The organism is Pedobacter sandarakinus, assembly GCF_026240095.1.
Classification (GTDB): domain Bacteria; phylum Bacteroidota; class Bacteroidia; order Sphingobacteriales; family Sphingobacteriaceae; genus Pedobacter; species Pedobacter sandarakinus.
In genome coordinates, this window is the sequence record NZ_JAPIVG010000003.1 from 479,858 (window position 1) to 504,918 (window position 25,061).

Sequence of the window (25,061 nt, forward strand, 5' to 3'; positions counted from 1 at the left end):
TTCACCGACAAAATGATTGGATTCACCGTGTTTAACCTAAATTATGCCTCCTTGATATGGGCAACATAGGGTATTATAAATACTTTTGGTTATTAAATTTAATAGAGATGGAAAATTTAAATAATAACGGTATCAAAAACAGCGGACGGGTTTGGAGCGGTCTCATCATCATACTTGTGGGGATGGGTTTTTTATTAAATAATGTTGGGTTGGATATTCCCAATTGGATTTTTAGTTTTTGGACATTTCTAATTGTTTTGGGCTTGTTTTTGGGCTTTAGAAAAAACTTTAAAGGCATTGGTTGGTTGGTTATCGTTTTAATTGGCGTATACAACACCATCGATAGAATGGGATTCGATTTTGATATTTCAAAATATGCATTGGGTTTCGGATTGGTGATTGTTGGTGGTTTTCTAATATTAAGACCGAAAAATGGGTTCAAAAATAGTTTTGTAGATCAATCATCACCAACTGATTTCTCAACACAAACTGCTATAGAAAGCGGGCAGGCACAAAGTAGAAAAGCAAATACGAATGATGTTATTGATGTTACTGCTGTTTTTGGAGGCAATAATCAAACGGTTTACTCCAAAAATTTTAAAGGTGGAGATATAACAGCTGTTTTTGGTGGAACGGATATCATATTAACGCAGGCCGATTTTGAAGAAACCGCATTACTAGATGTAACCGCTATTTTCGGTGGCATCAAATTGATTGTTCCACAAGACTGGGCTATTAAATCTAATGTTACAGCGATTTTTGGAAGTGTCGAAGACAAAAGGTCCCATTTTATGCCAATAGGAGAAAGGCAGAAAACCCTCGTGCTAGTAGGTACTGCAATGTTTGGGGGTATAGAAATTAAAAGCTTCTAAGCTTGTATATTATCAGGCGGTTGGTGCATCACACCAACTGCTTATATCATTAACCAACACTAAACTTCGCCATTGTGACAACAAGACCATTATCTGTTCCGCAAATACAAAAAGTCTCGCTTGCCTTCGCACTAGCATGGACTGTCTTATGTGCCGTTGGCATGCATTACGTCATTAACTTTTCTTGGTTAATATCGGCTGTAGACAGTGCATTTAGTAATTTGTTGCTTGCTGGAGCATGTATTGGCATTAGCAATATGCTTGGATACTATCAGCCAAAAAACGAACGTATTTTGTATTTTTTGGTCATTACCCTTGCCTTAACGCTTGTTATTATTTTTATTGGTAAATATACGTTACTAGCAATTTTCTACGATTATAAGGAGTATAAGGATTTTTACAACTTTAGTTTTTCTTTTCGTGGATTGATTTCTTTTATGTGTCTGGCATGGTGTGCCTTGGCCAATATATTGTGGTATAGGTTAGAAGAACAATCTGAAACTCACGAACGTTTAACAGCAGCAAAGACGCTGGCAAAAGAAGCAGAGCTAAATAAATTAAGACATCAGCTACAACCTCACTTTCTTTTTAATAGTTTGAATTCGGTTTTTGCGCTAACAATGATTAACCCCAAAGAAGCGGGGGTGATGATTACCAAACTTGCATCTTTTTTACGTGGAACGCTCAAGCGCGACGATGAAGTGTGGGTAAGCGTTGCCGAAGAAATGGAATACATTCAGCTTTATTTAGATATTGAAAAAGTGCGCTTTAGCCACCGTTTGAATATTGAAGTAAATGTTGCTGATGACACGCTGACCCTTTGTTTGCCTGGCACACTTTTACAACCCATCATCGAAAATGCCATTAAGTTTGGTCTATACAATACTTCTTCAGGCATTACCATCAAGATAGACGTCACGGTAGAAAACCATTTATTAGCTGTTAGGGTACAGAATCCTTTCGACCCGGAAATGAAAGCAACCGGGGGAACAGGTTTTGGCTTAAGTGCTATTAAACGCAGGTTATACCTTTTATTTGCCAATCCACAGTTATTGCAGACAGAAATTGAAGCAAATAATTTATATATTACCACCTTAAAAATTCCACAGAAAAATGATCAGAACAATCCTCATTGATGATGAACCTTTAGCGAGAGATATTGTTAAGTTTTACCTAACCGATCATCCTGAGGTTGAGATTATTGCTGAATGTTGTGATGGTTTCGAGGGATTAAAAGCCATTACCCAACATAAGCCAGATCTTATTTTTCTTGATATTCAAATGCCTAAAATTAGTGGTTTTGAAATGCTGGAACTGGTAGAGGACAAGCCCGCTGTGATTTTCACAACTGCTTTTGATGAATACGCGATTAAGGCTTTTGAAGTTAATGCCGTGGATTATTTGTTGAAACCGATCGATAAGGCGAGGTTTGATCTGGCAATGAACAAAATTCCCGGGAGGATAACAAGAAGTGATAACACCGAAGCAGTTTTAGAAGCAGCGGCACTAACACCCGCACAAAATAATAGGGTAGTAGTAAAAAAAGATGGCGTAATTAAAATTATTCCTACCGGAGATATTGATTATTTAGAAGCCGATGATGATTACGTTAAGTTAAATGCCGTGGATGGTGTGTTCTACAAAAATAAAACCATGTCTTATTTCGAACAGACCCTAGATTCAGGACAATTTATTCGTATACATAGATCTTACATCATCAACCTGGCTCAGGTAACAAAAATTGAGCTGAAAGAAAAAGATAGCTACGTTGTATTGCTCAAATCGGATATTTGGTTGCCAGTTAGTAAAACCGGTTACACCAAATTAAAAGTTGCGCTAGGTTTGTAATGCTACCTAAACGTACAACTGGCACCTAAAATATTCCACTTATTTAAGAATTATACATCGATAGTGGTTTTTTCTATCGCATCGAATAAACTGAAATCGATAACCGTTTTACCTGTAGCATTGTGATAGTTCATTACCTTAAATTTTGCGTTCCATTCGATATCCTCGTCTTGGTAGCTGGTGCGGCTATGAACGGTTTGAGAAAAAGTTTCATCGAAGGCTTTAATAATGATAAAAATCTCAACCTCTGCAGCCGATAACTCAAGCTGCGTTTTATCATAAATAGGGCTATCTTCGGTAATTGGATGTACCAATGTCCAATTCAAAGGTAAAATGCTTATGCTTTTACGCTCTAGTTGTAAGGGGTAGAAACTACGTTTAAGCTTTCCGTCAACCGTTTCGTTAAAACTAATAAACATCTGGGCCTCTACATCTATCAAAGCATTCCTTCGAAGATTTACGAGTCGGCACATTAACCCAGTGTGATCGTGAAAGGGCGAAACAACCATTTTCCTGGAAAAAGAAATCTTGGAGGTTGGTCTGCTAAAGCGTCCGTACAGTAAACCTGTAGCCAATGCAAATGCCAGTAAGCCAAGCATGCTCTCAAAAGCTGCCACAATGCTGGTTAGAAAGCCTTGCGGCGCAATATGCCCATAGCCTACGGTAGAAATGGTTTGAGCGGAAAAAAAGAATGCATCAAAGAAATGATCGCGGGCAGTTGTACCATTTGCGCCATTTAAGTTTTCGATGCCAATTAAATTGTAAGTAATGGCAAAAGCAGTATTAACAATAAGATAAGCGACTAAAATTACGATGAAAAAACGCGACCAGCTCATGGTTACCAAGCGGGTATAAGTATCATCTAATTTAAACCATGGTAGGCCAGTTCGTTCAATATTAGGTGTTCCATCAATATTTAATACTCGCTGGTTTTTCAACACGGGTGCAGAGCCGAAACCCAAATCATCATTAAACTGTACTTTTCTCCTGAAAAAAGCCATATATTTTATAAAAGATTTTGGAATTATAAAAAAGTATATCAATATTTGTTCTGTACAAACATGATAATTAAAAACTTAAATAACAATTGGTGGTGGCATAACGTAAATCGTTAGGCAAATTCTATTGTTATATATTTAAAAATATTTTATACCAACTAAGAGGATTGCCCCAAAAGCAATCCTTTTTTTATTGGCCGCTGTTAGCCAAATGTTATCGCAACAGCAAAGTGAAAATTTACATGAAAAAAATTTTAAACCATTTATTCGAGAACAAGAGCTTTAGTAGAGCAGAAGCCAAAAATATATTGATTTCAATTTCGCAGGGTGAGTTCAACTCATCACAAATAGCAGCTTTTATTACGGCTTACGCTATGCGAAATATAACTGTTGATGAACTACAAGGCTTTAGAGATGCGATGTTGGATTTAGGCGTAAAAACAAATTTTTCTGATTACGAGCTGATTGATTTGTGCGGAACAGGGGGAGATGGAAAAGATACTTTTAACATTTCCACACTCTCTTCTTTTGTAGTAGCCGGCGCCGGACACAAGGTCGCTAAACATGGTAATTATGGCGTTTCTTCTGGCTGTGGTTCATCAAATGTAATGGAACATTTAGGCTACCAGTTTACTAACGATGAAGATGTGTTGAAACGAAATTTAGATCATGCTGGCATTTGCTTTTTGCATGCGCCATTGTTTAATCCGGCAATGAAAATTGTTGCGCCAATACGTAAAGATCTGGGTATCAAAACTTTTTTTAATATGCTGGGCCCAATGGTTAATCCGGCGCAGCCAAAATATCAAATGGTTGGCGTGTTTAGTTTAGAGTTGGCTCGATTGTACAATTATCTTTATCAGGATACCACAAAAAGCTATACCATTGTGCATGCTTTAGAAGGCTACGATGAAATTTCGCTTACCTGCGATGTAAAGACCTTCAATAACAAGGGCGAGGGAATTTTAACCCTCAACGATATGGGCTTTGAAAAGGTTGCCGTTAGCGATATTAAAGGTGGCAATACGGTTGAGTCTTCTGCGAAGATTTTTATGGATGTGCTAGATGGAAGCGCTACTGATGTGCAAAATAATGTAGTACTTTGCAATGCTGCGCTTGCCATCAAAACCATTAAGCCAGATGCGTCATTTGCAGATTGCTTCTATGAGGCAGAAGAATCCCTGAACAGTAAAAAGGCATTAAACTGTTTTAAAAAATTGGTTGCCTGATGGAAAATCTGAAATTGAAGGTGTGTGGGATGACATTGGCGGCAAATATTGCATCAGTTGCGGCGCTGAAACCTGATTATTTGGGGTTTATTTTTTATGAAAAATCGCCTAGATTTATCAGCAATGTATCTGCAGAATTGATTAGATATATCCCGCAGGAAATAAAAACGGTTGGAGTTTTTGTTGATGAAGCATTAAGTTCCATAAAGGAAAAAGTTAAACTTTATCAGTTAAAGGCTGTTCAATTACATGGAAACGAAACCGTTGAAGATGTACAAGATCTTAAAAATACTTTTAGCCAACTGGAAATATTTAAGGCTTTCGGGATAGCCGAAGATTTTGACTTCGCTAAACTAGCAGTTTATGAAGATAACGTAGATTATTTCCTTTTCGACACCAAGACAAAAACCCATGGTGGTTCTGGCAAGACCTTCGATTGGGGAATTTTGAGTCGATACACACTTGAAAAACCTTATTTTTTGAGTGGGGGAATAGATTTACAACATGCGGCATCGATCAAACAAATTACTGATGAGCGCCTTTTCGGCTTAGATATTAACAGTAGGTTTGAAATTGAACCAGGACAGAAAGACGTTGAGCGGATTAAGCAATTTATAAGAAGCTTTTCTTAAGTAGATAACCTGCAAGCAAATTGAGGTTTATGCATTATTGATCAATTTGGGAACTAAGCGCACAACTTTCTTCCCGCCTAATATATAATTACAGTTCATTAGCACCAGTTTATACAGGTGGATTATTGATATAAATATGAAATACAAAGTAAACGAAAAAGGATATTACGGAGATTTTGGAGGTGCATACATTCCCGAAATGCTATATCCAAACGTAGAAGAATTACGTCAAAACTATCTGAAAATTATTGACGATGCTGATTTTAAGAAGGAATTCCATCAGTTAATGAAAGATTATGTAGGTCGTCCATCGCCATTATATTTGGCCAAACGATATTCTGAACGTTTGGGGGCCAACATTTTCCTCAAGCGGGAAGACTTGAACCATACCGGTGCACATAAAATTAACAATACCATCGGACAAATTCTACTGGCCGAAAAGTTGGGCAAAAAACGGATTATTGCGGAAACAGGTGCCGGTCAGCACGGTGTTGCAACTGCTACCGTATGTGCTTTGCGGAACTTGGAATGTGTAATTTATATGGGCGAAGTAGACATCGAACGTCAGGCACCAAATGTTGCTCGTATGAAAATGCTCGGTGCAAAGGTTGTCCCTGCAAGTTCTGGTAGCAAAACCCTTAAAGATGCTACCAATGAAGCCATGAGGGATTGGATTAATAATCCGGTTGATACCCATTACATCATTGGTTCGGCCGTAGGTCCACATCCTTACCCTGATATGGTGGCTATTTTCCAATCAATTATTTCTGAAGAAACTAAGAAACAATTATTGGAGCAAACAGGAAACGCACAGCCAGACTATGTTTTGGCCTGTGTTGGTGGTGGAAGTAATGCTATAGGTATGTTTTATCATTTTATGGATGATGAAAACGTAAAGTTAATTGCAGTGGAAGCAGCAGGTAAAGGGGTTTCTAGCGGCTTTTCTGCAGCAACAACTTTTCTGGGTAAAGAAGGGGTATTACACGGCAGTAGAAGCATCCTGATGCAAACCATAGATGGGCAGGTAGTAGAACCTCACTCTGTTTCTGCAGGTTTAGATTATCCTGGTATTGGGCCGCAACATGCCCATTTATTCAAAACTGGACGAGGGCAGTATGTTTCTATAACAGATGAAGAAAGTTTGGAAGCGGGTTTACGCTGCACTCAACTTGAAGGCATCATTCCCGCCATAGAAAGTGCACATGCATTAGCATATCTCGAGAAAATGACCTTTAAAGGTGGCGAAGTTGTGGTAGTTTGTCTTTCCGGTAGGGGCGACAAAGATTTAGACACCTACATCAAATATTTTAATTTATAGATTTCGACTTTAAGGCAGGTAATTCGATGAATTGTGATCCTGCCTAATGTGACATTAAATATTGTGCAAAACAATGAACAGAATTAAACAGCTCTTCAAAGAGAAAAAAAATATATTGTCTATTTATTATACAGCCGGTTATCCAAATACCGGAGACACGATAAAGATTGCAGAAGCTTTAGAAAGATCTGGAGCCGACATGCTCGAGATTGGTTTTCCTTATTCAGATCCTGTTGCCGACGGACCGGTGATCCAGGCAAGTAGCAAGCAATCCTTAGATCAGGGCATGACACTTCAATTGCTCTTTGATCAACTGAAAGAGTTGCGTAAAAATGTTACTATTCCCGTATTGTTAATGGGTTATGTTAATCCCGTATTGCAATTTGGTGTAGAAAACTTTTGTAAAGCCTGTGCTGAAGTAGGGGTTGATGGATGCATTGTACCAGATCTGCCCATGGTCGAGTACGAAGAATTTTATCAGGATTGTTTCGAAAAACACAATTTAAGCAACGTATTTCTAATTACACCACAAACTGCTGAAGCTCGTATCCATAAAATTGACAGCCTTACCAATGGATTCATCTATCTGCTGTCATCATCAGCTACCACAGGAAAAAATCTGGAGGTTGGAGATACAACCGAAGCGTATTTCAGCAGAATCAAGAATATGAATTTGAAAAATCCCACCATGATTGGATTCGGTATTAGTGATAAGAGAACTTTCGACAAAGCGTGTAGTTACGCAGATGGCGCCATTATTGGAACCGCGTTTGTAAAATCTATTGCAGATGGTGACATTGATGAAAATGTAAGCCGTTTTATGAGCGAGTTTAAAAGTTGATTATAGATTAGAAATTCAATTTAGATCAATGGAGTGGATAAACTTTAAGTTTGGCTACCTCCATTGATTTTTTTCTTTTTAAAGTTGATATAAGTGCGAACAATGTTGCCGGATCGTGGATCAAAACTAAGCCGCCCTTTTTTGAAACCACTTGGTGATTCTCAAAGGCGATGAACTATACCTATTTAATCAGTTGATGGTAAACCTTGCTCATCTTTAGCTGGAACTGATTTCAAGAATACGAAACCAATTACACCTGATAGAACGGAGGCAGTTAATATTGCAAATTTTGCTTCAGATACAAATAACAAATCATTAAATGAGAGCAGGGCGATAAATATCGACATCGTAAAACCTATACCGGCTAACATTCCCAGGCCAACAATGTGTTTCCATCCTGCACCCGTTGGTAAATCTGCCCACTTTAGCTTAACAGCCAGCCAACTAAATAAGGTTACGCCAAGCGTTTTTCCGGCAAATAATCCTACTATAATTCCTAAACCTAATGGCGATATTAATCCTGCGAGCATTTCTTTTTCAAACGTGATGTTCGTATTTGCCAGGGCAAAAATGGGCATTATTAGGTAGTTAACTGGTGTGGTAAGTGCGTGCTCCAATTTTTCTAACGGAGAGAGTTCATCACTTTCGTTGGTTGGTATAGTAAATGCCAATAGCACGCCGGCAATAGTTGCATGGATGCCGGAATGATGGATGAAATACCAAAGAAAAATTCCAGGTAATAAATAAAATACTAATTTCTTAACGCCAAAATAGTTCATTGCAACCAATAAAACTAAAATCCCCCCGGCCATCGCTAAATATTCAAAATGGATTTGGTTGGTATAAAAAATGGCAATAACCAGGATTGCACCTAAATCATCTACAATGGCTAAAGCTGCTAAAAATATCTTTAAACTTGTAGGAACGCTCTTGCCTAGCATAGCAATAATAGCTAATGCAAATGCAATGTCTGTTGCCATAGGAATTCCCCAACCATTGGCACTAGCGGTTCCACGGTTAAATGAGGCATAAATAAGAGCCGGAATAAACATTCCGCCTAAAGCTGCAATTACGGGAAGTGAGGCACTTTTTACAGACGACAGTTCCCCTTCTACCAATTCCCGCTTAATCTCTAAGCCAACCAGTAAAAAAAATATGGCCATTAAAGCATCATTTATCCAGGCAAGAATACTGTAATTCACGGTTCCGAAACCCAATTTTACTTCGAGAAAGGTTTCGAAGCTTTCTTTCGATGAGGTATTGGCAATGAGTAGCGAAATTGCTACGCAAACCAATAAGATGATTCCGCCAACTTGGCCGGATCTAAAAAAACGTTTAAATACTTCGAGGTTGATGATTTTTGCCATTGTTCCAAAAATAGCAAAAACATAAGGATTGGGGCAGAAATAACTTCCTGTTATTCCAAAAAAATAAAATTTTAAAAAAAATTCCACAGCATGCAAGCTAAAGCTTGCATGCTGTGGAATTGACCAAAATCAGTGTAACCCGTATCCTAAACTCTATGGATTTTTTCGTCCGATATTTACCCGGAGGTTAATTTCGAAATCTCCATCAGTATAACCAGATATGGCTGAAGTCGCCGTATTATAGTACGCCATGAAATACAAGGTAGACTTGTAATTCATTCCGAAACCAACTGTTGCGTTTTGCGTATTATGGTACATAGCCATTACGTATAATTTATCATTTGCGAAATTGGCGTTTAAACCGGCATCCCATAAGTTTTTATAGTTTTTAATTCCCCTAAAAACACCTTTTGGCTCCAGGCTTACGCCATTGATTCCTGTTCCTAAACTAAATCTATATCCAATAGCAGAATAGAAAGTTGGCTTGTCTGCAAAATTTAAGTCGTCATTTCTAAATACAGAACGCATGTTAGGCACAGCTCCTTCAACCGTTAATCCTTTTGAGGTATAAGATACGCCAAAATCACCATCGAAATAATAACCCCGATCGTTGAAACGGGCAACCGAAGGATCGTTAATGTCGCTGTTGCGAATACTTCCTAAATCTAACCTGTCCTGGCTTCCACCAAATGAGATCCCAAAGTTCAGTTTCTGATCGTCGCTATTTAAGGGAAGGTGGTAGGCAAAAGTTCCTACCATTTTGGTTCGCTGTAAACCACCAGATTTTTCGTTGTAAACATTTATTCCCCAGCCAACCTTGCCCACCTGCTGATCGGCCGTAACGCTTTGGGTTAGGGGGGCACCTGGAATATTCGACCATTGCTTGCGAAAACTCCCATTGATATTTAAACCTTCATTAAATCCAGCCATAGACGGATTAACCAAGTATCTATTTTGAAAATACTGCGCATTTAAAGGTAAAATTTGCCCCTGAACAGTGCTCGTAATAAGCATACTCGCTGCAAATAGAAACGCTAAACGACTTATTTGCTTTATCTTTCTTGTAATTGCTTTCATTCCCGTAATTAGTCTCTAATAATGTTTACAAATCCTTTAAATGTACCTATGCCACTGCCCAAATCAATAATGTAATAATAGGTTCCTTCGGCGAGCGGACTGCCGTTAATTGTACCATCCCAGTCGTTGTTGTAGGCTTGCTTGGTGTAAAGGATTCTGCCAGCTTTATCAAAAATCTTGAGTACATTGTTCGGATAGTAATCGATGTTCTTAACTACAAACTTATCGTTGTAGCCATCGCCGTTCGGCGTTACAAGCGTACTGGCTTCTAATTTGTAATCATCAACTACCGTAATGGCAATACTTTGTTCTGCCGTACAGCCGCTAGTATTCGTTACAATTACTTTGTAAATACCGCTCTGTTTAGGTCTGATCGTTGCTGCCGAAGTATTCTGACCCGAAGTAATGTCTGCGCCAACCCAGCTGTACTGAACGCCGCCAGTAGCTGTTAAGGTAATTACATCACCCTTAGAAATAGTTAGGTCTTTGTTATTGGTAATAGAAATGCTCGGCAAAGCATTAACGGTTACGGTTGCTGTTCCGGTTTGGTTTTGGCCGCAATTAGCATCCTTCACATTTACTAAATTGTATGCGAATGTCCCGGCAATATTAACTGGGGCAAGAATGGTTACACTTGCATTTGTGCTCGTAACAGTTTGGTTTGCACCACCATTTATGTTGTAGGTAAAAGTATAGGGTGCGGTGCCGTTGGCACCAGTGAAAGTAATTGTTGGCCTGGTACCATTCAAACAAACCGCTGTTGAACCAGCTATCGTAGCTGTGGCGGTAGATGTAACGGTAAGTTTGAATGTTTTGGAAATTCTATCCACTCCACCGAAATCAGTTCCTCCATTGTCTGTTATAGTTACCGTAATATTTGCGCTGCCACTTACATTACCTTTTAAATGATAGGTAACTGTTGCTTTATCGTTTCCGTTTGGAGATACGGTTAGTAGATCAAAAAGATTTGCATTATCACTTGTAACCGAAATTGTAGTGGTTTGATTAGTTTCCGGACCAGCAGAAATTCCAGTAATGGCAATTGTTTGGTTTACTGGAGTGTAACAAATGGCCTGGTTAGCGATGGCGCCTACTGTGGGAATACCATTCCCAAACAAATATCGCGATTTGATAGGATAGTGGTCTGTGGTTGTATTCGCGTAATTCGTCACCAGATTTTTAACTGCATCCAGCACTTCTGCAGAAGCAGGAATATAGTTTTTGTTTAAATCTTTACTAATGATTACATTATCGATTACTGTAGGGAAACCAGCGGTTGATTGTTTGCCAGCTAAGCTTAGTGGTAACGTAATTGGGAAATAATTAGCTCCATCTTGGGTAAAATCAACATAGGAGGTTCCTGTTCCCGGCATTGGCGCAATGGTTTTATCAGCTTCCAGGACATCGTTGAAATCGCCTAAGATGATTACTTTTTTACCTGCTAGATTTGCATCGATCCAATCCTTCAATTGCTTATTTCCGTTTTTTCGTCTATAATAAGAGTCGATTTGATCTGCGGTTGTTCCAGTATTGGCTTTAGCGTGAATTTCGATGAAGTACACTGTATCAACCTTATTATTAATTTTTACTTGTGCCTGCATCATGTAAGGAAAACGACCAGACGACCAATTTTTATAAGCTGAACCATCAGCGCTGGTAGAGGGAACATTAGGGTTGTAGGTATCGCGTAGAATTCCCAAGGTAGAAATTGGCTTTATTTGATCGCTTCGATACATGAAAGCTAATTTTTGTGCTAGTGGATAATCAGCATCATTTTTATCATCGGCATAAGAACCAAACTCGCTAAATACAACACCATACCCAGCCGGTAGCACGGTATTTTTGAAAAGCGTAGTATCCACTACTTCGGCGAAGCCATATACATCGGCATTTAAACTATTTACGATGGTTTTCACATTCGCCGCTTGCAATACATCATTTGATGGGTCTTGCGCTGGGCTTCCAAACCATTCAATGTTCCAGTTTACAACTTCTAAAGTGTTGGCAACGTCAAAAGTATTTCCAGAGAAAGCAACTATTTTATTTGCTGAACCTGTAGTTGCTATTAACACATTTCCTGTGTAACTGGTATTTACTGCTGTTGGCGAAAACTTAGCATAAACAGTTGGAGACGTATTGTTAATATCTGCTCTAGCGTAAGTGATTGAGCTGTTGTAAGTTCCAGCACTCGTCTTTGATAACGTGAAATTTGCTGGAGCGGTTAGGGTAACATCGCCGGTTAAATTCCCTGCAGAGAAGCTGAAAGTATTTGCAGCTGAGGTAGTTCCCGGCGCCTGAAAACCAAAATTGATGCTTGAAGGCGATAACGTAATATCAACTGCAGGTGGCGTGCTGGAATTAATCACAGCGAAATCATCAACTGTCCACCTGCTTGCAGATGATGTAGTCGAATTATACACCATAGCAACGTACACTGGCAGTGATTTATAAGCTGTCAAGTCGATATTGTCAGATTTTGTCCACTTGTCTGTTGCTGTTTCCGGAAATTTCCCATCAATGTTTATCCATGTTGCCAGGGATGGATCGCTAGTACCGCTATAATTTGTAGAGATTTTCAGTTGCAATTTATCCCCTGCAAATGCCGATCTAGTCCAGAAAGACAAAATTGCATAGTTGAATGTAGCGAGGTTTAATTTTGGAGAAATCAACCAATCTTCATTTAATATATTTCCACTTGAGAAACCATTAATTTGCAGTGCATTGCCTGTACTGGCTGTGCCTGTAGGGTCATTAGCATCATGACCAAAGGTGGTTGTGCAACCCCAGGTTTGTGGTCCGTTAACACTATATTGGTAGAATCCGTCAGATAGTGCCGGGCTTCCAACAGTTGTGCAATTTTCAAAGTTGAAAGCAGTTTGGTTAGGGTCTATAGCTGGCCCGCTTAGTGCCAATGTTACCGTAGTTGCACCAGCACTTGCATGTTGTATCGCACCGATTGCATTACCCGTAACCACAGGATTAAACTTCACGTATACAGTTTGGTTTGTTGAGAGTTCTGCCACGGTATAATTAATTGTCGTGGTAAAAATGGTATTGTCTTTCGACACTGAGAACGGACCTGTTACCGTTAATGTTGTGGTATTGGTTAGATTTCCAGCCGATAGTATGTAGCTTTTTGCGCTGGAAACAGTATTAATCGCCTGGTTGCTGAAAACCAAGCTGGCCGGAGTTGCCTTTAAATAAGGGCCTGAGGTTGAAGCTGGTTCTGTTACCGTAGAATTTTGTGGATTAGCTGTTTTGATCACGAAGTCGATGGCGTTATCATCGCTATCATAACCATTACCTGCAAATTCTTCGCTTCCCCCAATGCTCAAGGTCACGGCTGTAGAGCCTGCGGATGCTTTACGCTCAACAGATAAAGTCGCACTTGGTGCAGCGGTTGGTCCAGTACCTTCGAAACCTACTGCTGTAGTTCCGTAACCTACTAAGTCGATCACTTGGCTTCCGGTTGGAAGCGTTCCAGTTTGTGCGCTTGTAACATTAGCCAATAAAACTTTTCCAGCTCCTGCTGCCATAGCGATATTACCTGTTTTATCTGGAGTTGGTAGGTTAGTGGTGCCTGCGGTACCTGCAGCTTGCTGAATAAGGTAGAAGCTTTTTGGTGCAATAGTGCCGCTTAAAGTGGTTACTTGCCAAGATGTGCCTGTTGCCGATGCATATTGTACAGACCAGTTGGATAAATCTACTGCACTAAGTGTTGGGTTATATAGCTCTATAAAATCATTTTTATATACTGAACCTGAGTTTCCACCGCCACCGTATACTTCAGAAATTACGAGATGGTTAGCACCAACTGGTTCTTTTACAAGGCTGTTTTGAGGATTTGGTGTTGTAACAACGAAATCTGCATTGTTATTGTCGCTATCAAACCCATTGCCATTAAATTCTTCGGCTCCGCCAAGTGCCAACGTTGCTGCGGTAGATGTCGAACTGGCTTTACGTTCTATAGAAGTGGTATTGGAGATGACTGGTGTAGGAGTTGTCTCGAAACCGGTAGCGGTAGGCCCAAAACCTACTTTATCAATAATAGTAGCGCCAGTTGGATTTGCACCTGTTAAGGCGGTATTTCCACTGCTTAGAATTACTTTTCCGGTAGAACCTGATAATGCTAAGGTACCGATGATGTCAGGAGTGGGTAGGTTTACCGTACCTCCTGTGCCTGCAGCAGCTTGAATTAGGAAAAAGCCTTTGGCTGGAATACTGCCTGTTAAATCTGTCTTTTGCCATGTACCGGTGCCTGTAGCACTCGAGTATTGAACACTCCAACCGCTTAAGTCTACAGCTGTATTTGCTGGGTTATATAACTCTATAAAGTCGTTTTTATAGCTCGCTCCGGTATTTCCTCCGCCGCCATAAACTTCTGAAATAACTACATGCACCGGCGCTGCAGGTGGGTTTGTGCCTATTCCTGTAGCTGAGATGTTTAGGCTTGCTGCACCTGTACTGGTAACACTAATGTTTTCAGTTGAAGTTACCGCTGCTGTAGGGGTGAAACGGGCAAATACTGTTTTGGCCGAAGCTAATTCTGCTGTAGTGTAGCTTAGGGTGTTGGTGAATGTAACGTTATCTTTCGAAATGAAAAACGGGGCGGTCGAGCTTAGGTTTACATCTGAGGTCAAACCTGTTGCACTTAGCATAAAGCTTTGCGCCGCTGAGTTTGTTCCTGAGTTTTGGGAACCAAAGTCTAGTGTGGATTTATCAAGCGTTAAGATCGCTGATAAACCTGTGCCAGAAACACCAACGTTCACCGTGTTGGCACCTGTACTGGTATTGATGATATTGCCGGTAGATGCACCGCCAAATGTTGGGCTGTACCGCACATAAACTGAAGGGGCGCTGGTTACCTCACCTGGAGTATATGTTAGCGATGTGGAAAAGCTGGTATTATCTTTCGAAATGAAAAAGGGAGCTGTACTGTTAACACTCACACCTGCAGATAGATTTGAGCCGCTTAAGGTATATGATTGTGATGCAGAATTGGCGCCTGCATTTTGGTTGCCAAATGCAATGGCGTTGGGGTTTGCTGCAAGAGTTGGAACCGTTGCGCTACCTGAGGTGAAGCTAAGATTAAAGTTGTCTATAGCGGTACTGGCTCTATTGCCACTGCCAGTTGATGGAGTAAGAGCTACAATCCTAATCCAAACCGAACCTGCATTATTATCAAGTGCTGCACCAAAATCTACATTGATGGCATTGTTTGAAAAAGTGCTGTTGCCAGTTGTTAAAGTTCCGGTTGTTGGTGCTGTATTAAAGCTCGTTGGTGTGTCACCAAAAGCATATTCTACTGCCCACGTGGTTGTTCTGGTAGAACTGGCATCTAGAGACTGGAGATCAAAGCTTAGTTTGAAGCCCGATTTTCCGGTTGTGTTTGCAATTTGAAAGAGAAATGCACTCCCAGGATCGTATCCTGTGGCAGAAGTTTGCCTTAGACCCAAGGCCCTATCAGCTGATGCAGCCTGGACGGTAGTGCTTGCTGCATTTCCAGCAGTTGCTGAAGCTAAATTCTTGTATCCTGCACCTGTTGCACTCCAGGTAGCAGTTGCGTTTGTAAAAGTGGCCGAAGTGCCCAGAGCGCTAGCACTTGAGCCAAGTCTCACGGAGAATCCGATTGGAAGTCCGGTTGTTCCTATATCACTAAATTCCTGTCTGTAGGGCGAGGTAGTTAGTGTAACCTGCGCAAACAAATAGGTCGTAAATAGGGAAAATAAGAAGAGAAGTAAAGGTCTTTTCATATAATTTGTTTTGTTTACAACAAATGTATGTGCAAAAGCCTTAATCTTAGATTAACTTAGTGTTAATTAAGTTAAATGTGGAAAAATAAATCTGGTCAATCGTAATTTTTATACGGAATTTTCGTTCATCATCTTCTACGATCGACTGCTGCTACAAGAAATCTTCGATATTCCCTTTGCCTTCACGTATTATCTCGAACTCACTATTGGTGCAATCAATTACAGTTGAGGCCTCATTATCGCCATACCCGCCATCAATTACCAAATCAACAAGTTGTTCATATTTCTCGTGGATAAGCTCCGGATCTGTTGAATACTCAATTACATCATCATCATCCTTTATAGATGTAGATAAGATAGGATTGCCCAACTCTTTAACAATGCAACGGGCAATGTTGTTATCAGGAACACGAATACCCACTGTCTTTTTATTCGAACTTAATAACTTGGGAACATTATTGTTGGCATTAAAAATGAATGTGAAAGGACCAGGTAGTGCTTTTTTTAGCACCCTGAAAGTCGTATTGTCTATAGGTTTGATGTAATCGGAAATGTGCTTTAGGTCATGGCAAATAAAAGAAAAGTTGGCCTTCTCGGGTTTGATTCCCCTTATTCTCGCAATCTTTTCTATTGCCTTCGGATTGGTGATATCACAGCCCAATCCATAAACTGTATCAGTTGGGTAGATGATTAACCCACCTTTTCTTAGTACTTCAACCACCTGCTCAATGGCTTTTTCATTCGGGTTTTCTGGATAAATTTTGATAAGCATAGCGTAAAAATAACAATTTAATGGTGCCAGTTGTTTAATATTACTAATATCTTTGCCATCATTCACATGCGCTAAACATCGATTATGAGAAAAGCTTTCGTAGCAATTGCTGCTTTTTTAATTGCCCTCACCATTATGCTCGGGCTGTATCATCCATTCTTGTGGTGGACTTTTCTCTTCACAGGGCCATTTGTGATTCTGGGCATTTACGATCTTTATCAACCCAAGCATAGTATTGTGAGAAATTATCCCGTTTTCGGCAGACTGCGGTATTTTATGGAAGAGCTCAGGCCAAAAGTTTATCAATATTTTGTAGAGAGTGACACCAATGGTACCCCTTACAATCGTTTAAACCGCTCTTTAATTTACCAAAGGGCAAAAAAAGATAATGATACTATTCCTTTTGGAACTCAATTGAACGTTTATGAAAATGGATATGAATGGTTAAGCCATAGTATCGCCGCAATTTCACACCACGAGCTCAATGCAGACCCAAGGGTATTAGTTGGAGGCCCTGATTGTAAAAAACCATATTCAGCAAGCATTTATAATATATCGGCCATGAGTTTTGGTTCCCTTAGTCAGAATGCTATTCTTGCCTTAAATGGTGGTGCAAAGCTGGGAAAATTCGCACATAATACTGGTGAAGGGGGAATTAGCGATTATCATCGTCAACCTGATGGCGATTTAATATGGCAAATTGGAACAGGGTATTTTGGTTGTAGAAACAATGATGGCACATTTAATTACGATGCCTATGCCGAAAGAGCCAAAGCAGATCAGGTTAAAATGATCGAAATTAAATTATCACAGGGTGCAAAACCCGGACACGGAGGCATGCTACCTGCAAAAAAAGTAACAGCAGAAGTAGCCCGAATCCGTTTGGTGCCCGAAGGAAAAGATGTACTGTCGCCGCCTTCGCACTCGGCATTTACAACACCAATAGAATTGTTGGAATTTGTACAAAAACTTAGAGACTTATCTGAGGGGAAACCCGTCGGCTTTAAACTGTGTATCGGCAGGAAAAGTGAGTTTTACGCCATTTGCAAGGCCATGATTGAAACCGGTATCTACCCAGATTTTATTACTGTTGATGGTGGTGAGGGTGGTACGGGTGCGGCACCTCAAGAATTTTCTAATTCTGTTGGGATGCCATTGCGTGAGGGTGTTGCTTTCGTATACGACGTTTTAAATGGTTTCAACCTGAAGCAACACATTAAAATCATTGCGTCCGGCAAGGTTGCTACAGGATTCGATTTAATTAAGAATATTGCTTTAGGAGCCGATATGTGCAATGCTGCACGCGGAATGATGTTCGCATTGGGTTGCATCCAGGCTTTGGAGTGTAATAGCAATACCTGCCCTACAGGTGTAGCTACACAGGATCAAAGTTTAATGAAAGGTTTGGTGGTAGAAGACAAAAAAGTGAGGGTTAAAAACTTCCACAACTTAACCGTTGCCAGTGCTGTAGAGTTACTTGGCGCTGCGGGTCTTCGCGAAACTTCGCAACTCAACCGAGCATATATCAATAGGAGGGTGAGTCAAAATGTAATGCAAAGTTACCTCGAAACTTTTCCTTATATCCCGGCAGGTAGTTTGCTTCAAACGCCTTACCCAACACGTTTCGAATTAGGTATGGCATTGAGCACTTCAAAAAGCTTTGCACCAACCGATTATAAGGTTTCTGCAATCGATTATGCACACGCAAATCCTTACAACGATACCTTATCGGATGACGGTAGATAGGCAAAGCCAATAATTGTAGTTCATTGGTTTTCATGTCGCTATTGTTAAGTCTTTGACTTATCTTTGCGCCGAATTCAATATTAGCACTGTGATTAATGTAAATAATATCTCCGTTTCTTTTGGCGGAACTACGCTATTTAGCGACGTAACTTTTTCTATCAACGAAAACGACAAAATTGCCCTTATGGGCAAAAATGGTGCGGGGAAATCAACCATTCTGAAGATCATTGCGGGCCAGTCAAAGCCTACATCTGGAAGTGTAACCGGACCAAAAGAGGCTGTAATTGCCTACTTACCACAACATTTACTTACAGAAGATCGTGTAACGGTTTTCGAAGAAACCATGAAAGCTTTTGCAGAAGTAAATCACATGCAGCAGGAGCTGGATGAACTTAACGAGCAGCTTACCATCCGCACCGATTACGATAGTGATGATTACATGAAGCTTATTGAGCGTGTATCTGAATTAAGCGAGAAATTTTATTCTATTGAAGAAGTAAATTACGATGCTGAAGTTGAAAAAGTGCTTAAAGGTTTGGGTTTTGAAAGGAAAGACTTTTCGCGTCAAACAGCCGAATTCTCTGGCGGATGGCGCATGCGCATTGAATTGGCGAAGATATTATTGAAAAAGCCTGATTTAATACTACTAGATGAGCCGACCAACCACATGGATATTGAAAGTATTCAATGGTTAGAAGATTTTCTTGTAAATTCTGCCAAAGCTGTTATGGTCATCTCACACGATCGTACATTTGTTGACAATATCACCAATCGAACCATTGAAGTTACGATGGGGAAAATTTACGATTACAAAGCCAAGTATTCCCATTATCTGCAACTTCGTGCCGACAGACGTTTACATCAATTGAAGGCCTATGAGGAGCAACAGCGCTTTATTGCAGACAATCAAGAATTTATAGATCGTTTCAGGGGTACTTATTCTAAAACATTACAGGTGCAGTCGAGGGTTAAAATGCTCGAAAAATTAGAGATCATTGAAATAGATGAGGTCGATACCTCTGCCTTGCGCTTAAAGTTCCCGCCTTCTCCACGCTCGGGACAGTATCCAGTGATGGTGGAAGAATTAACGAAAGCTTACGGCGAACATGTTGTTTTCCAGAAAGCGAACATGGTTATTGAGCGTGGTGAAAAGGTTGCCTTTGTAGGTAAAAACGGTGAGGGTAAATCAACCATGATCAAAGCGATAATGGGGGAGATCGAGTTCGAAGGTAGTTTAAAGGTGGGCCACAATGCCAAAATTGGTTATTTTGCTCAAAACCAGGCCGCTTTGCTTGATGAAAATTTAACAGTATTCGAAACGATAGATCAAATTCCGCTGAGCGATGGCACCATTAAGATTAAAGATTTACTGGGTGCTTTCATGTTTAGTGGCGATGACACTACAAAAAAAGTAAAAGTCCTTTCCGGAGGTGAGAAAACCCGTTTGGCGATGATTAAGCTTTTACTCGAACCGGTAAATGTATTGATACTGGATGAGCCTACCAATCACCTTGATATGAAAACAAAAGATATCATCAAAGAAGCCTTAAGAGATTTCGATGGCACCCTGATTTTGGTTTCACACGATAGAGATTTTCTTGATGGTTTGGCACAGAAAGTTTTCGAGTTCGGCAATAAACGTGTTCGCGAGCACTTCGAAGATATAAAAGGTTTTTTGGCGTATAAGAAGATGAATAGTTTGAAGGAAATTGAGCAGGCTTAGCCTGATCGTTTGAGGATGGCTTCTTGTTACCCTAAACATGCTTTTTCCCGGTTTTATTGCGATATGGGAGGGTGTTTATCTCTAAGGTAACTGTTCAGGCATATTTCTGCCCAACACTTTGGTAAGTTGGGCAGTATCTTCATTTTCTTATTTACCCACATTTTACCCAACTTAGCGGAATCTAATACTTTATGCCGCCAGAGAGAAAAATAGCCAGCAATCGGAAACCTGCTGCAAGAAAGCCCAATACTCGTAAAAAGAAAAGGAAGCCTTTTCCCATGCAATGGAAAGTCGCCATTGCAGGTTTACTTTTGATTCTGCTATCACCATTTTATTATGGTTATGTGGTGAGTGCATTTGTATCAGGTTGGCGATGGATCAAAGATTGGGGCCAGGACCCAAACTACCGAAGTTACGAAAGCTTCAACATCAAGATCCCTAAAAACTACAGCATTCATGGAATTGATGTGTCTTATTACCAAGGTAAAATCAACTGGCAAAAGGTAAAGCTAATGGAAGAGGATGATGTTAAGGTGCGTTTTGCCTTTATTAAGGCTACTGAAGGCATCTTACAGGTAGACCCATACTTTCAGCGCAATTGGCGGGAGGCACCAAAGGCTGGGATTGTATGCGGTGCATACCATTTTTTCAGACCAAAGAAAAGTGGCAAGGCTCAAGCTAAATTTTTTCTCCAGGTAGTTAATATCGAAAAAGGAGATCTTCCACCGGTGGTAGATATCGAAACCTTAGATGGCGTATCGCCTCTTAGAATGCGCCTGGAGCTTTCAGATTTTTTGACCTATGTTGAAATGAAAACCCAGGTGCGGCCAATTATCTATACCGGATTAAAGTTTTATGAAGATAACCTCGAAGGGAAATTAGATGATTATCCTTTGTGGATTGCCCATTACTACAAACCTAAATTGCGGCTAGACAAAAGCAAATGGAAGTTTTGGCAACATTCTGATAAGGCAAAAATCAACGGCGTTGGGCATGTAGTAGATTTCAATGCTTTTAATGGCGACAGTACGGCGCTAGCGGAACTCCTGGTGAAATAGCGAAATACTATTGTTTAAGTACATTTACAACGTATGTCTTTATTAAAAGATGAGGTAAAGGCTAGGTGACTAAACCGTCCAACTTTCGCAAGTTTCCAAGAAAAATTCATCGGCCTCAGCACCAATTCCTACCTCGTCAGGTACATCCAAGAAATAACCGTTATAGGTAAGCCCACCAACTACAGGGTCAACCAAATGACCTAACAGCGCCGTATCCAAATCAAAAAATGCCACATTAGGGCTCGCCAGCGCGAAATGCAGATTGGCACTTAGCGCAATTCTGCTCTCTAACATGCTGCCAATCATACATTTTACACCTGTTTTCAATGCTTCCTCGTGAATTTTTTGGGCTCCCAAAATCCCACCAGATTTAGAAAATTTAATGTTAAGGTATGTAGTAGATTGGCTGTTGATTAATTTCCTCGCATCATGATGGTTATAGCAACTTTCGTCGGCCATTAACTTTATTGGTGAGTTAAGATTTAGCGCTGGCAGCTCATCATCATACCAGGTACGCATAGGCTGTTCGCAAAACTCAATGTTATATTGTTCCAGCTCGCCCAATGCAAATAAGGCATCATCAAAACTCCAGCCCTGGTTAGCGTCTAGTCGCAAGGTAGTTTCTGGTCCTAATGCTTCGCGAATGCATTTAACGCGTTGGATATCGTCATGTACATTTTTGCCTAACTTGATTTTTACTATCCGGCATCCGTTCTGTTGATATTTTAATGCGGTAGCAGCCATTCCGTCCGGACTGTCAATTCCGATAGTCATATCGGTTTCTATGGTCCTTTTACTTCCACCTAAAAATTGGTAAAGTGGTAAGCCAGCATTTTTGGCAGCGATATCGAAAAGCGCCATATCAAAAGCACTTTTGATGGTGTGGTTGTGGTCTGCATAGGCTAACAAATCGCCCATCCGTTCAGGAATAGCAACTGGATCCTTACCTTTCAAAATGGCGGCGAAATCTTTGGCCATGGCAATGCAGGTTTCTTGCGTTTCGCCAACAATCATTGGAAAGGCAGAGCATTCGCCAATGCCATGGATGCCTGCATCGGTGTAAATTCTAATGAGTACGTTCTGCGCAAAATGCATGGTCCCTGTGGCAATTACGAAAGGTTCCATCGGAATACTAAAACGGTATATTTCGGTATGTGTAATTTTCATATTAAATGATAAATGTGGCCGGATAAAGTTATAAGGCTTTTGGCGCTAATTTAGCATTATCTCTAAACTTTTGGAAAAAAGTATGGCTTACCAGCTAAACCTTTTACCTTTACCATTATGGAAAACATACCCAATAGTTTAATTCACGCCTCGTCTCCGTATTTACTCCAGCACGCACACAACCCGGTAGAATGGTACGAATGGGGCCCTGCAGCTTTAGAAAAAGCTAAAGCAGAGCAGAAACTGATTCTTGTGAGCATTGGTTATTCCGCATGTCATTGGTGTCATGTAATGGAACGGGAAAGTTTTGAAAATTTTGAGGTGGCAGAAGTGATGAACAAGCATTTCGTATGCATCAAGGTAGACCGGGAGGAACGCCCGGATATCGATCAAATTTACATGTACGCCATTCAGCTGATGACGGGTAGCGGAGGTTGGCCGTTAAATTGTATCTGCCTTCCAGATCAACGGCCCATCTATGGCGGTACCTATTTTCGCAAAAACGATTGGATTAATATTTTAGAAAATGTAGCGGCACTTTGGGCTAACGAACCAGATAAGGCCATTCAATACGCCGAACGATTAACTGCTGGTATCCGCGATAGCGAAACCATAATTGCATCAGCTACGCAAGAAACCTATACACAGGCTCACCTAACAGAAATCATCACCCCTTGGAAAAGACATTTTGATATTGGTTATGGGGGCTATAACCGGGCACCAAAATTTCCCCTGCCCAACAACTGGGTATTTTTATTGCGCTATGCCTTTTTAAGTGATGATGATTCAGTATTCACCGCAGTATGCCATACCTTGGAAGAAATGAGACGCGGTGGTATTTACGATCAGATTGGTGGAGGTTTTGCCCGCTATTCGGTAGATGATAAGTGGCATGTCCCGCATTTTGAAAAAATGCTCTACGACAACGCTCAACTGATTAGTCTTTATGCCGAAGCCTATCAATGCACTAAATTCGAATCGTTTAAACAAACTGTTATCGAAAGTATCGATTGGGTTTTTAGGGAAATGACTTCAACAGAGGGATTATTTTATTCGGCATTGGATGCGGACAGCGAGGGCGTGGAAGGAAAATTTTACATCTGGGATAAATCTGAATTCGATCAGATATTGGGAAGCAATGCACCTTTAATTGGTGAATACTACAACGTTACGGAGAGTGGAAATTGGGAGGAGGAGCAAAGCAATATTTTGCGTAAAACCGTTGAGGATGCAGATTTAATGGGGAAATATAATATTGACGCAAATACGCTCGCCAATCGGGTTGCTGAGGCCAATCAACAATTATTAACCGCTCGTAATCGACGTGTTCGTCCGGGTTTAGACGATAAATGCCTAACTGCATGGAATGGAATGATGATTAAAGCTTTGATCGATGCTGCACAAGTACTTAATATTCCCGAATATTATGAAAAGGCAGTGATTGCAGCTCAATTGATCGGATCAAATCTCACCAAACCTAATGGTGGCTTGTATCGTAATTATAAAAATGCAAAAGCTTCTATTACTGCTTTTTTAGACGATTACGCCTTTTACATTGAGGCCTTAATTGCGCTTTACGAATACGATTTTAATGAGCAATGGCTTGAAGAAGCCAAAGCATTAACAGATTATGTTTTGGCGAATTTTTCTGATGAGGCATCGCCAATGTTATTTTACACGTCTGCCGAAAGCGTAGATTTGATCGCACGAAAACACGAAGTTATGGATAATGTTATTCCGGCGGCAAACTCTACCATGGCCCTTAACTTAAAGAAACTAGGCTTGTTGTTCGATATCGACAGCTATAGCGAGAAGGCAAGTGAAATGTTAGCTGCCGTTCATCCAAAAATAAAAGCCTATGGGTCTGCCTATTCAAATTGGGCAATTCTCTTGTTAAATGAAGTTTATGGGATCAACGAGATTGCCATTGCTGGAGAGGCAAGTACAAAGGTAAAGCAAGAGCTAAGTAGCCACTATATTCCAAATAAGATTACATTGGGCGGAACAAAAAGTAACCTTCCGCTGTTAAAAGGTAAGCAAAGCAATGAAACAAAAGTTTATATTTGCCGAAATAAAGTATGCCAGTTACCGGTTAACACTGTTGAGGAAGCATTAGCGTATTTACATTAAAACAATTTGAATGAATATTTCACCAAACTCAGTAGTAGCATTAACTTATGAACTGCACACTACTAACGAAGAAGGTCAGCAAGTTTTTGTTGAAAAAGCTGATGAGCAAAACCCTTTAGTATTTTTATATGGAGTTGGCATGATGTTGCCTAAATTTGAAGAACATTTAACAGGTTTAAAAACCGGTGATGAATATAGTTTTGAATTATCTGCTGCAGACGGTTACGGAGAAATTGATCCGGGTGCTTTTGCAGATCTTCCAAAATCGATGTTTACAGATGCTGGTGGCGAAGTGCCTAACGTGGGTGATGTTATTCCACTACAAGATAACCAAGGTAACCAGTTTAGGGCTGGTGTAACTGCAGTACATGATGAAAATGTTGCTGTAGATTTAAATCATCCAATGGCAGGTAAAAATTTGTTGTTCAGCGGATCAATTTTGAATGTTCGCGAAGCGACGCAAGATGAGTTATCTCACGGACATGCGCATGGTGCTGATGGGCATTCTGGTCACTAAGACATATTTATAT

18 protein-coding genes are annotated in these 25,061 nt (G+C 40.3%); 12 read left to right on the forward strand and 6 right to left on the reverse strand.

Annotated features, from left to right (window positions below; all coding sequences use genetic code 11):
• The first annotated feature begins 107 nt into the window (after window positions 1-107).
• From OQ268_RS10680 to OQ268_RS10690, 3 genes are all read left to right on the forward strand, one after another.
• Complete coding sequence (locus tag OQ268_RS10680; protein WP_265856113.1) at window positions 108-872, forward strand: LiaF transmembrane domain-containing protein; 765 nt, start codon at window positions 108-110, stop codon at window positions 870-872.
• A gap of 74 nt (window positions 873-946) precedes the next feature.
• On the forward strand, window positions 947-2,008 hold the full coding sequence (locus OQ268_RS10685) for a sensor histidine kinase (protein WP_265856114.1): 1,062 nt from the start codon (window positions 947-949) through the stop codon (window positions 2,006-2,008).
• Window positions 1,986-2,720, forward strand: a complete 735-nt coding sequence (locus OQ268_RS10690; RefSeq protein ID WP_265856115.1) for a LytR/AlgR family response regulator transcription factor — start codon at window positions 1,986-1,988, stop codon at window positions 2,718-2,720. The genes OQ268_RS10685 and OQ268_RS10690 overlap by 23 nt, the downstream gene beginning before the upstream one ends.
• A 50-nt stretch (window positions 2,721-2,770) precedes the next feature.
• Here the strand turns inward: OQ268_RS10690 and OQ268_RS10695 are convergent, their stop codons facing one another.
• The gene (locus tag OQ268_RS10695) at window positions 2,771-3,721 is read right to left on the reverse strand and encodes an ion channel (protein ID WP_265856116.1); all 951 of its coding nucleotides are present in this window, start codon (window positions 3,719-3,721) and stop codon (window positions 2,771-2,773) included.
• Window positions 3,722-3,960: 239 nt separating this feature from the next.
• Between OQ268_RS10695 and trpD the strand changes: the two genes are divergently transcribed.
• From trpD to trpA, 4 genes are all read left to right on the forward strand, one after another.
• Window positions 3,961-4,947 (forward strand): anthranilate phosphoribosyltransferase, encoded by a 987-nt coding sequence (trpD, locus tag OQ268_RS10700; RefSeq protein ID WP_265856117.1) that lies wholly within the window; start codon window positions 3,961-3,963, stop codon window positions 4,945-4,947.
• Window positions 4,947-5,579: a phosphoribosylanthranilate isomerase gene (locus tag OQ268_RS10705; protein ID WP_265856118.1), complete on the forward strand. Its 633-nt coding sequence runs from the start codon at window positions 4,947-4,949 to the stop codon at window positions 5,577-5,579. Before trpD ends, OQ268_RS10705 begins: the two co-directional genes overlap by 1 nt.
• A gap of 136 nt (window positions 5,580-5,715) precedes the next feature.
• Window positions 5,716-6,897 carry a tryptophan synthase subunit beta gene (gene trpB / locus OQ268_RS10710; RefSeq protein WP_265856119.1) on the forward strand — a complete coding sequence of 394 codons (1,182 nt, stop codon included), beginning with the start codon at window positions 5,716-5,718 and terminating at the stop codon, window positions 6,895-6,897.
• A gap of 73 nt (window positions 6,898-6,970) precedes the next feature.
• On the forward strand, window positions 6,971-7,738 hold the full coding sequence (trpA, locus tag OQ268_RS10715; RefSeq protein WP_265856120.1) for a tryptophan synthase subunit alpha: 768 nt from the start codon (window positions 6,971-6,973) through the stop codon (window positions 7,736-7,738).
• Window positions 7,739-7,923: 185 nt separating this feature from the next.
• On the opposite strand, the gene nhaA is transcribed toward trpA, so the two are convergent.
• From nhaA to OQ268_RS10735, 4 genes are all read right to left on the reverse strand, one after another.
• On the reverse strand, window positions 7,924-9,105 hold the full coding sequence (gene nhaA / locus OQ268_RS10720) for a Na+/H+ antiporter NhaA (protein WP_265856121.1): 1,182 nt from the start codon (window positions 9,103-9,105) through the stop codon (window positions 7,924-7,926).
• 153 nt (window positions 9,106-9,258) lie between these two features.
• Window positions 9,259-10,182, reverse strand: a complete 924-nt coding sequence (locus tag OQ268_RS10725; RefSeq protein ID WP_265856122.1) for a PorP/SprF family type IX secretion system membrane protein — start codon at window positions 10,180-10,182, stop codon at window positions 9,259-9,261.
• Between the two features lie 8 nt (window positions 10,183-10,190).
• On the reverse strand, window positions 10,191-15,935 hold the full coding sequence (locus OQ268_RS10730) for a lamin tail domain-containing protein (protein WP_265856123.1): 5,745 nt from the start codon (window positions 15,933-15,935) through the stop codon (window positions 10,191-10,193).
• A 151-nt stretch (window positions 15,936-16,086) separates the two neighbouring features.
• On the reverse strand, window positions 16,087-16,707 hold the full coding sequence (locus OQ268_RS10735; RefSeq protein ID WP_265856124.1) for an L-threonylcarbamoyladenylate synthase: 621 nt from the start codon (window positions 16,705-16,707) through the stop codon (window positions 16,087-16,089).
• Window positions 16,708-16,791: 84 nt separating this feature from the next.
• Between OQ268_RS10735 and OQ268_RS10740 the strand changes: the two genes are divergently transcribed.
• The 3 genes from OQ268_RS10740 (at window position 16,792) to OQ268_RS10750 (ending at window position 21,234) form a co-directional block, all read left to right on the forward strand.
• The gene (locus OQ268_RS10740) at window positions 16,792-18,453 is read left to right on the forward strand and encodes an FMN-binding glutamate synthase family protein (RefSeq protein ID WP_265856125.1); all 1,662 of its coding nucleotides are present in this window, start codon (window positions 16,792-16,794) and stop codon (window positions 18,451-18,453) included.
• An 88-nt stretch (window positions 18,454-18,541) separates the two neighbouring features.
• Window positions 18,542-20,176 (forward strand): ABC-F family ATP-binding cassette domain-containing protein, encoded by a 1,635-nt coding sequence (locus OQ268_RS10745; protein ID WP_265856126.1) that lies wholly within the window; start codon window positions 18,542-18,544, stop codon window positions 20,174-20,176.
• A gap of 191 nt (window positions 20,177-20,367) precedes the next feature.
• Window positions 20,368-21,234 carry a glycoside hydrolase family 25 protein gene (locus tag OQ268_RS10750; protein WP_265856128.1) on the forward strand — a complete coding sequence of 289 codons (867 nt, stop codon included), beginning with the start codon at window positions 20,368-20,370 and terminating at the stop codon, window positions 21,232-21,234.
• A gap of 69 nt (window positions 21,235-21,303) precedes the next feature.
• Here OQ268_RS10750 and OQ268_RS10755 read toward each other — a convergent pair whose 3' ends face one another.
• Window positions 21,304-22,401: a mandelate racemase/muconate lactonizing enzyme family protein gene (locus OQ268_RS10755; protein WP_265856129.1), complete on the reverse strand. Its 1,098-nt coding sequence runs from the start codon at window positions 22,399-22,401 to the stop codon at window positions 21,304-21,306.
• A 117-nt stretch (window positions 22,402-22,518) separates the two neighbouring features.
• On the opposite strand from OQ268_RS10755, the gene OQ268_RS10760 reads away from it, so the two are divergent.
• On the forward strand, window positions 22,519-24,531 hold the full coding sequence (locus OQ268_RS10760; RefSeq protein ID WP_265856130.1) for a thioredoxin domain-containing protein: 2,013 nt from the start codon (window positions 22,519-22,521) through the stop codon (window positions 24,529-24,531).
• A gap of 10 nt (window positions 24,532-24,541) precedes the next feature.
• Window positions 24,542-25,048, forward strand: coding sequence for an FKBP-type peptidyl-prolyl cis-trans isomerase (locus OQ268_RS10765; protein ID WP_265856131.1), 507 nt, complete (start codon window positions 24,542-24,544; stop codon window positions 25,046-25,048).
• The last annotated feature ends 13 nt before the right edge of the window (window positions 25,049-25,061 follow it).

What these genes read in the sequence shown, in the direction of transcription:
- OQ268_RS10680 (WP_265856113.1), top strand. Translation starts at nt 108, where the DNA reads ATGGAAAATTTAAATAATAACGGTATCAAAAACAGCGGACGGGTTTGG.
- OQ268_RS10690 (WP_265856115.1), top strand. Translation starts at nt 1,986, where the DNA reads ATGATCAGAACAATCCTCATTGATGATGAACCTTTAGCGAGAGATATT.
- OQ268_RS10695 (WP_265856116.1), bottom strand. Translation starts at nt 3,721, where the DNA reads ATGGCTTTTTTCAGGAGAAAAGTACAGTTTAATGATGATTTGGGTTTC.
- trpD (WP_265856117.1), top strand. Translation starts at nt 3,961, where the DNA reads ATGAAAAAAATTTTAAACCATTTATTCGAGAACAAGAGCTTTAGTAGA.
- OQ268_RS10705 (WP_265856118.1), top strand. Translation starts at nt 4,947, where the DNA reads ATGGAAAATCTGAAATTGAAGGTGTGTGGGATGACATTGGCGGCAAAT.
- trpB (WP_265856119.1), top strand. Translation starts at nt 5,716, where the DNA reads ATGAAATACAAAGTAAACGAAAAAGGATATTACGGAGATTTTGGAGGT.
- trpA (WP_265856120.1), top strand. Translation starts at nt 6,971, where the DNA reads ATGAACAGAATTAAACAGCTCTTCAAAGAGAAAAAAAATATATTGTCT.
- nhaA (WP_265856121.1), bottom strand. Translation starts at nt 9,105, where the DNA reads ATGGCAAAAATCATCAACCTCGAAGTATTTAAACGTTTTTTTAGATCC.
- OQ268_RS10725 (WP_265856122.1), bottom strand. Translation starts at nt 10,182, where the DNA reads ATGAAAGCAATTACAAGAAAGATAAAGCAAATAAGTCGTTTAGCGTTT.
- OQ268_RS10730 (WP_265856123.1), bottom strand. Translation starts at nt 15,935, where the DNA reads ATGAAAAGACCTTTACTTCTCTTCTTATTTTCCCTATTTACGACCTAT.
- OQ268_RS10735 (WP_265856124.1), bottom strand. Translation starts at nt 16,707, where the DNA reads ATGCTTATCAAAATTTATCCAGAAAACCCGAATGAAAAAGCCATTGAG.
- OQ268_RS10740 (WP_265856125.1), top strand. Translation starts at nt 16,792, where the DNA reads ATGAGAAAAGCTTTCGTAGCAATTGCTGCTTTTTTAATTGCCCTCACC.
- OQ268_RS10750 (WP_265856128.1), top strand. Translation starts at nt 20,368, where the DNA reads ATGCCGCCAGAGAGAAAAATAGCCAGCAATCGGAAACCTGCTGCAAGA.
- OQ268_RS10755 (WP_265856129.1), bottom strand. Translation starts at nt 22,401, where the DNA reads ATGAAAATTACACATACCGAAATATACCGTTTTAGTATTCCGATGGAA.
- OQ268_RS10760 (WP_265856130.1), top strand. Translation starts at nt 22,519, where the DNA reads ATGGAAAACATACCCAATAGTTTAATTCACGCCTCGTCTCCGTATTTA.
- OQ268_RS10765 (WP_265856131.1), top strand. Translation starts at nt 24,542, where the DNA reads ATGAATATTTCACCAAACTCAGTAGTAGCATTAACTTATGAACTGCAC.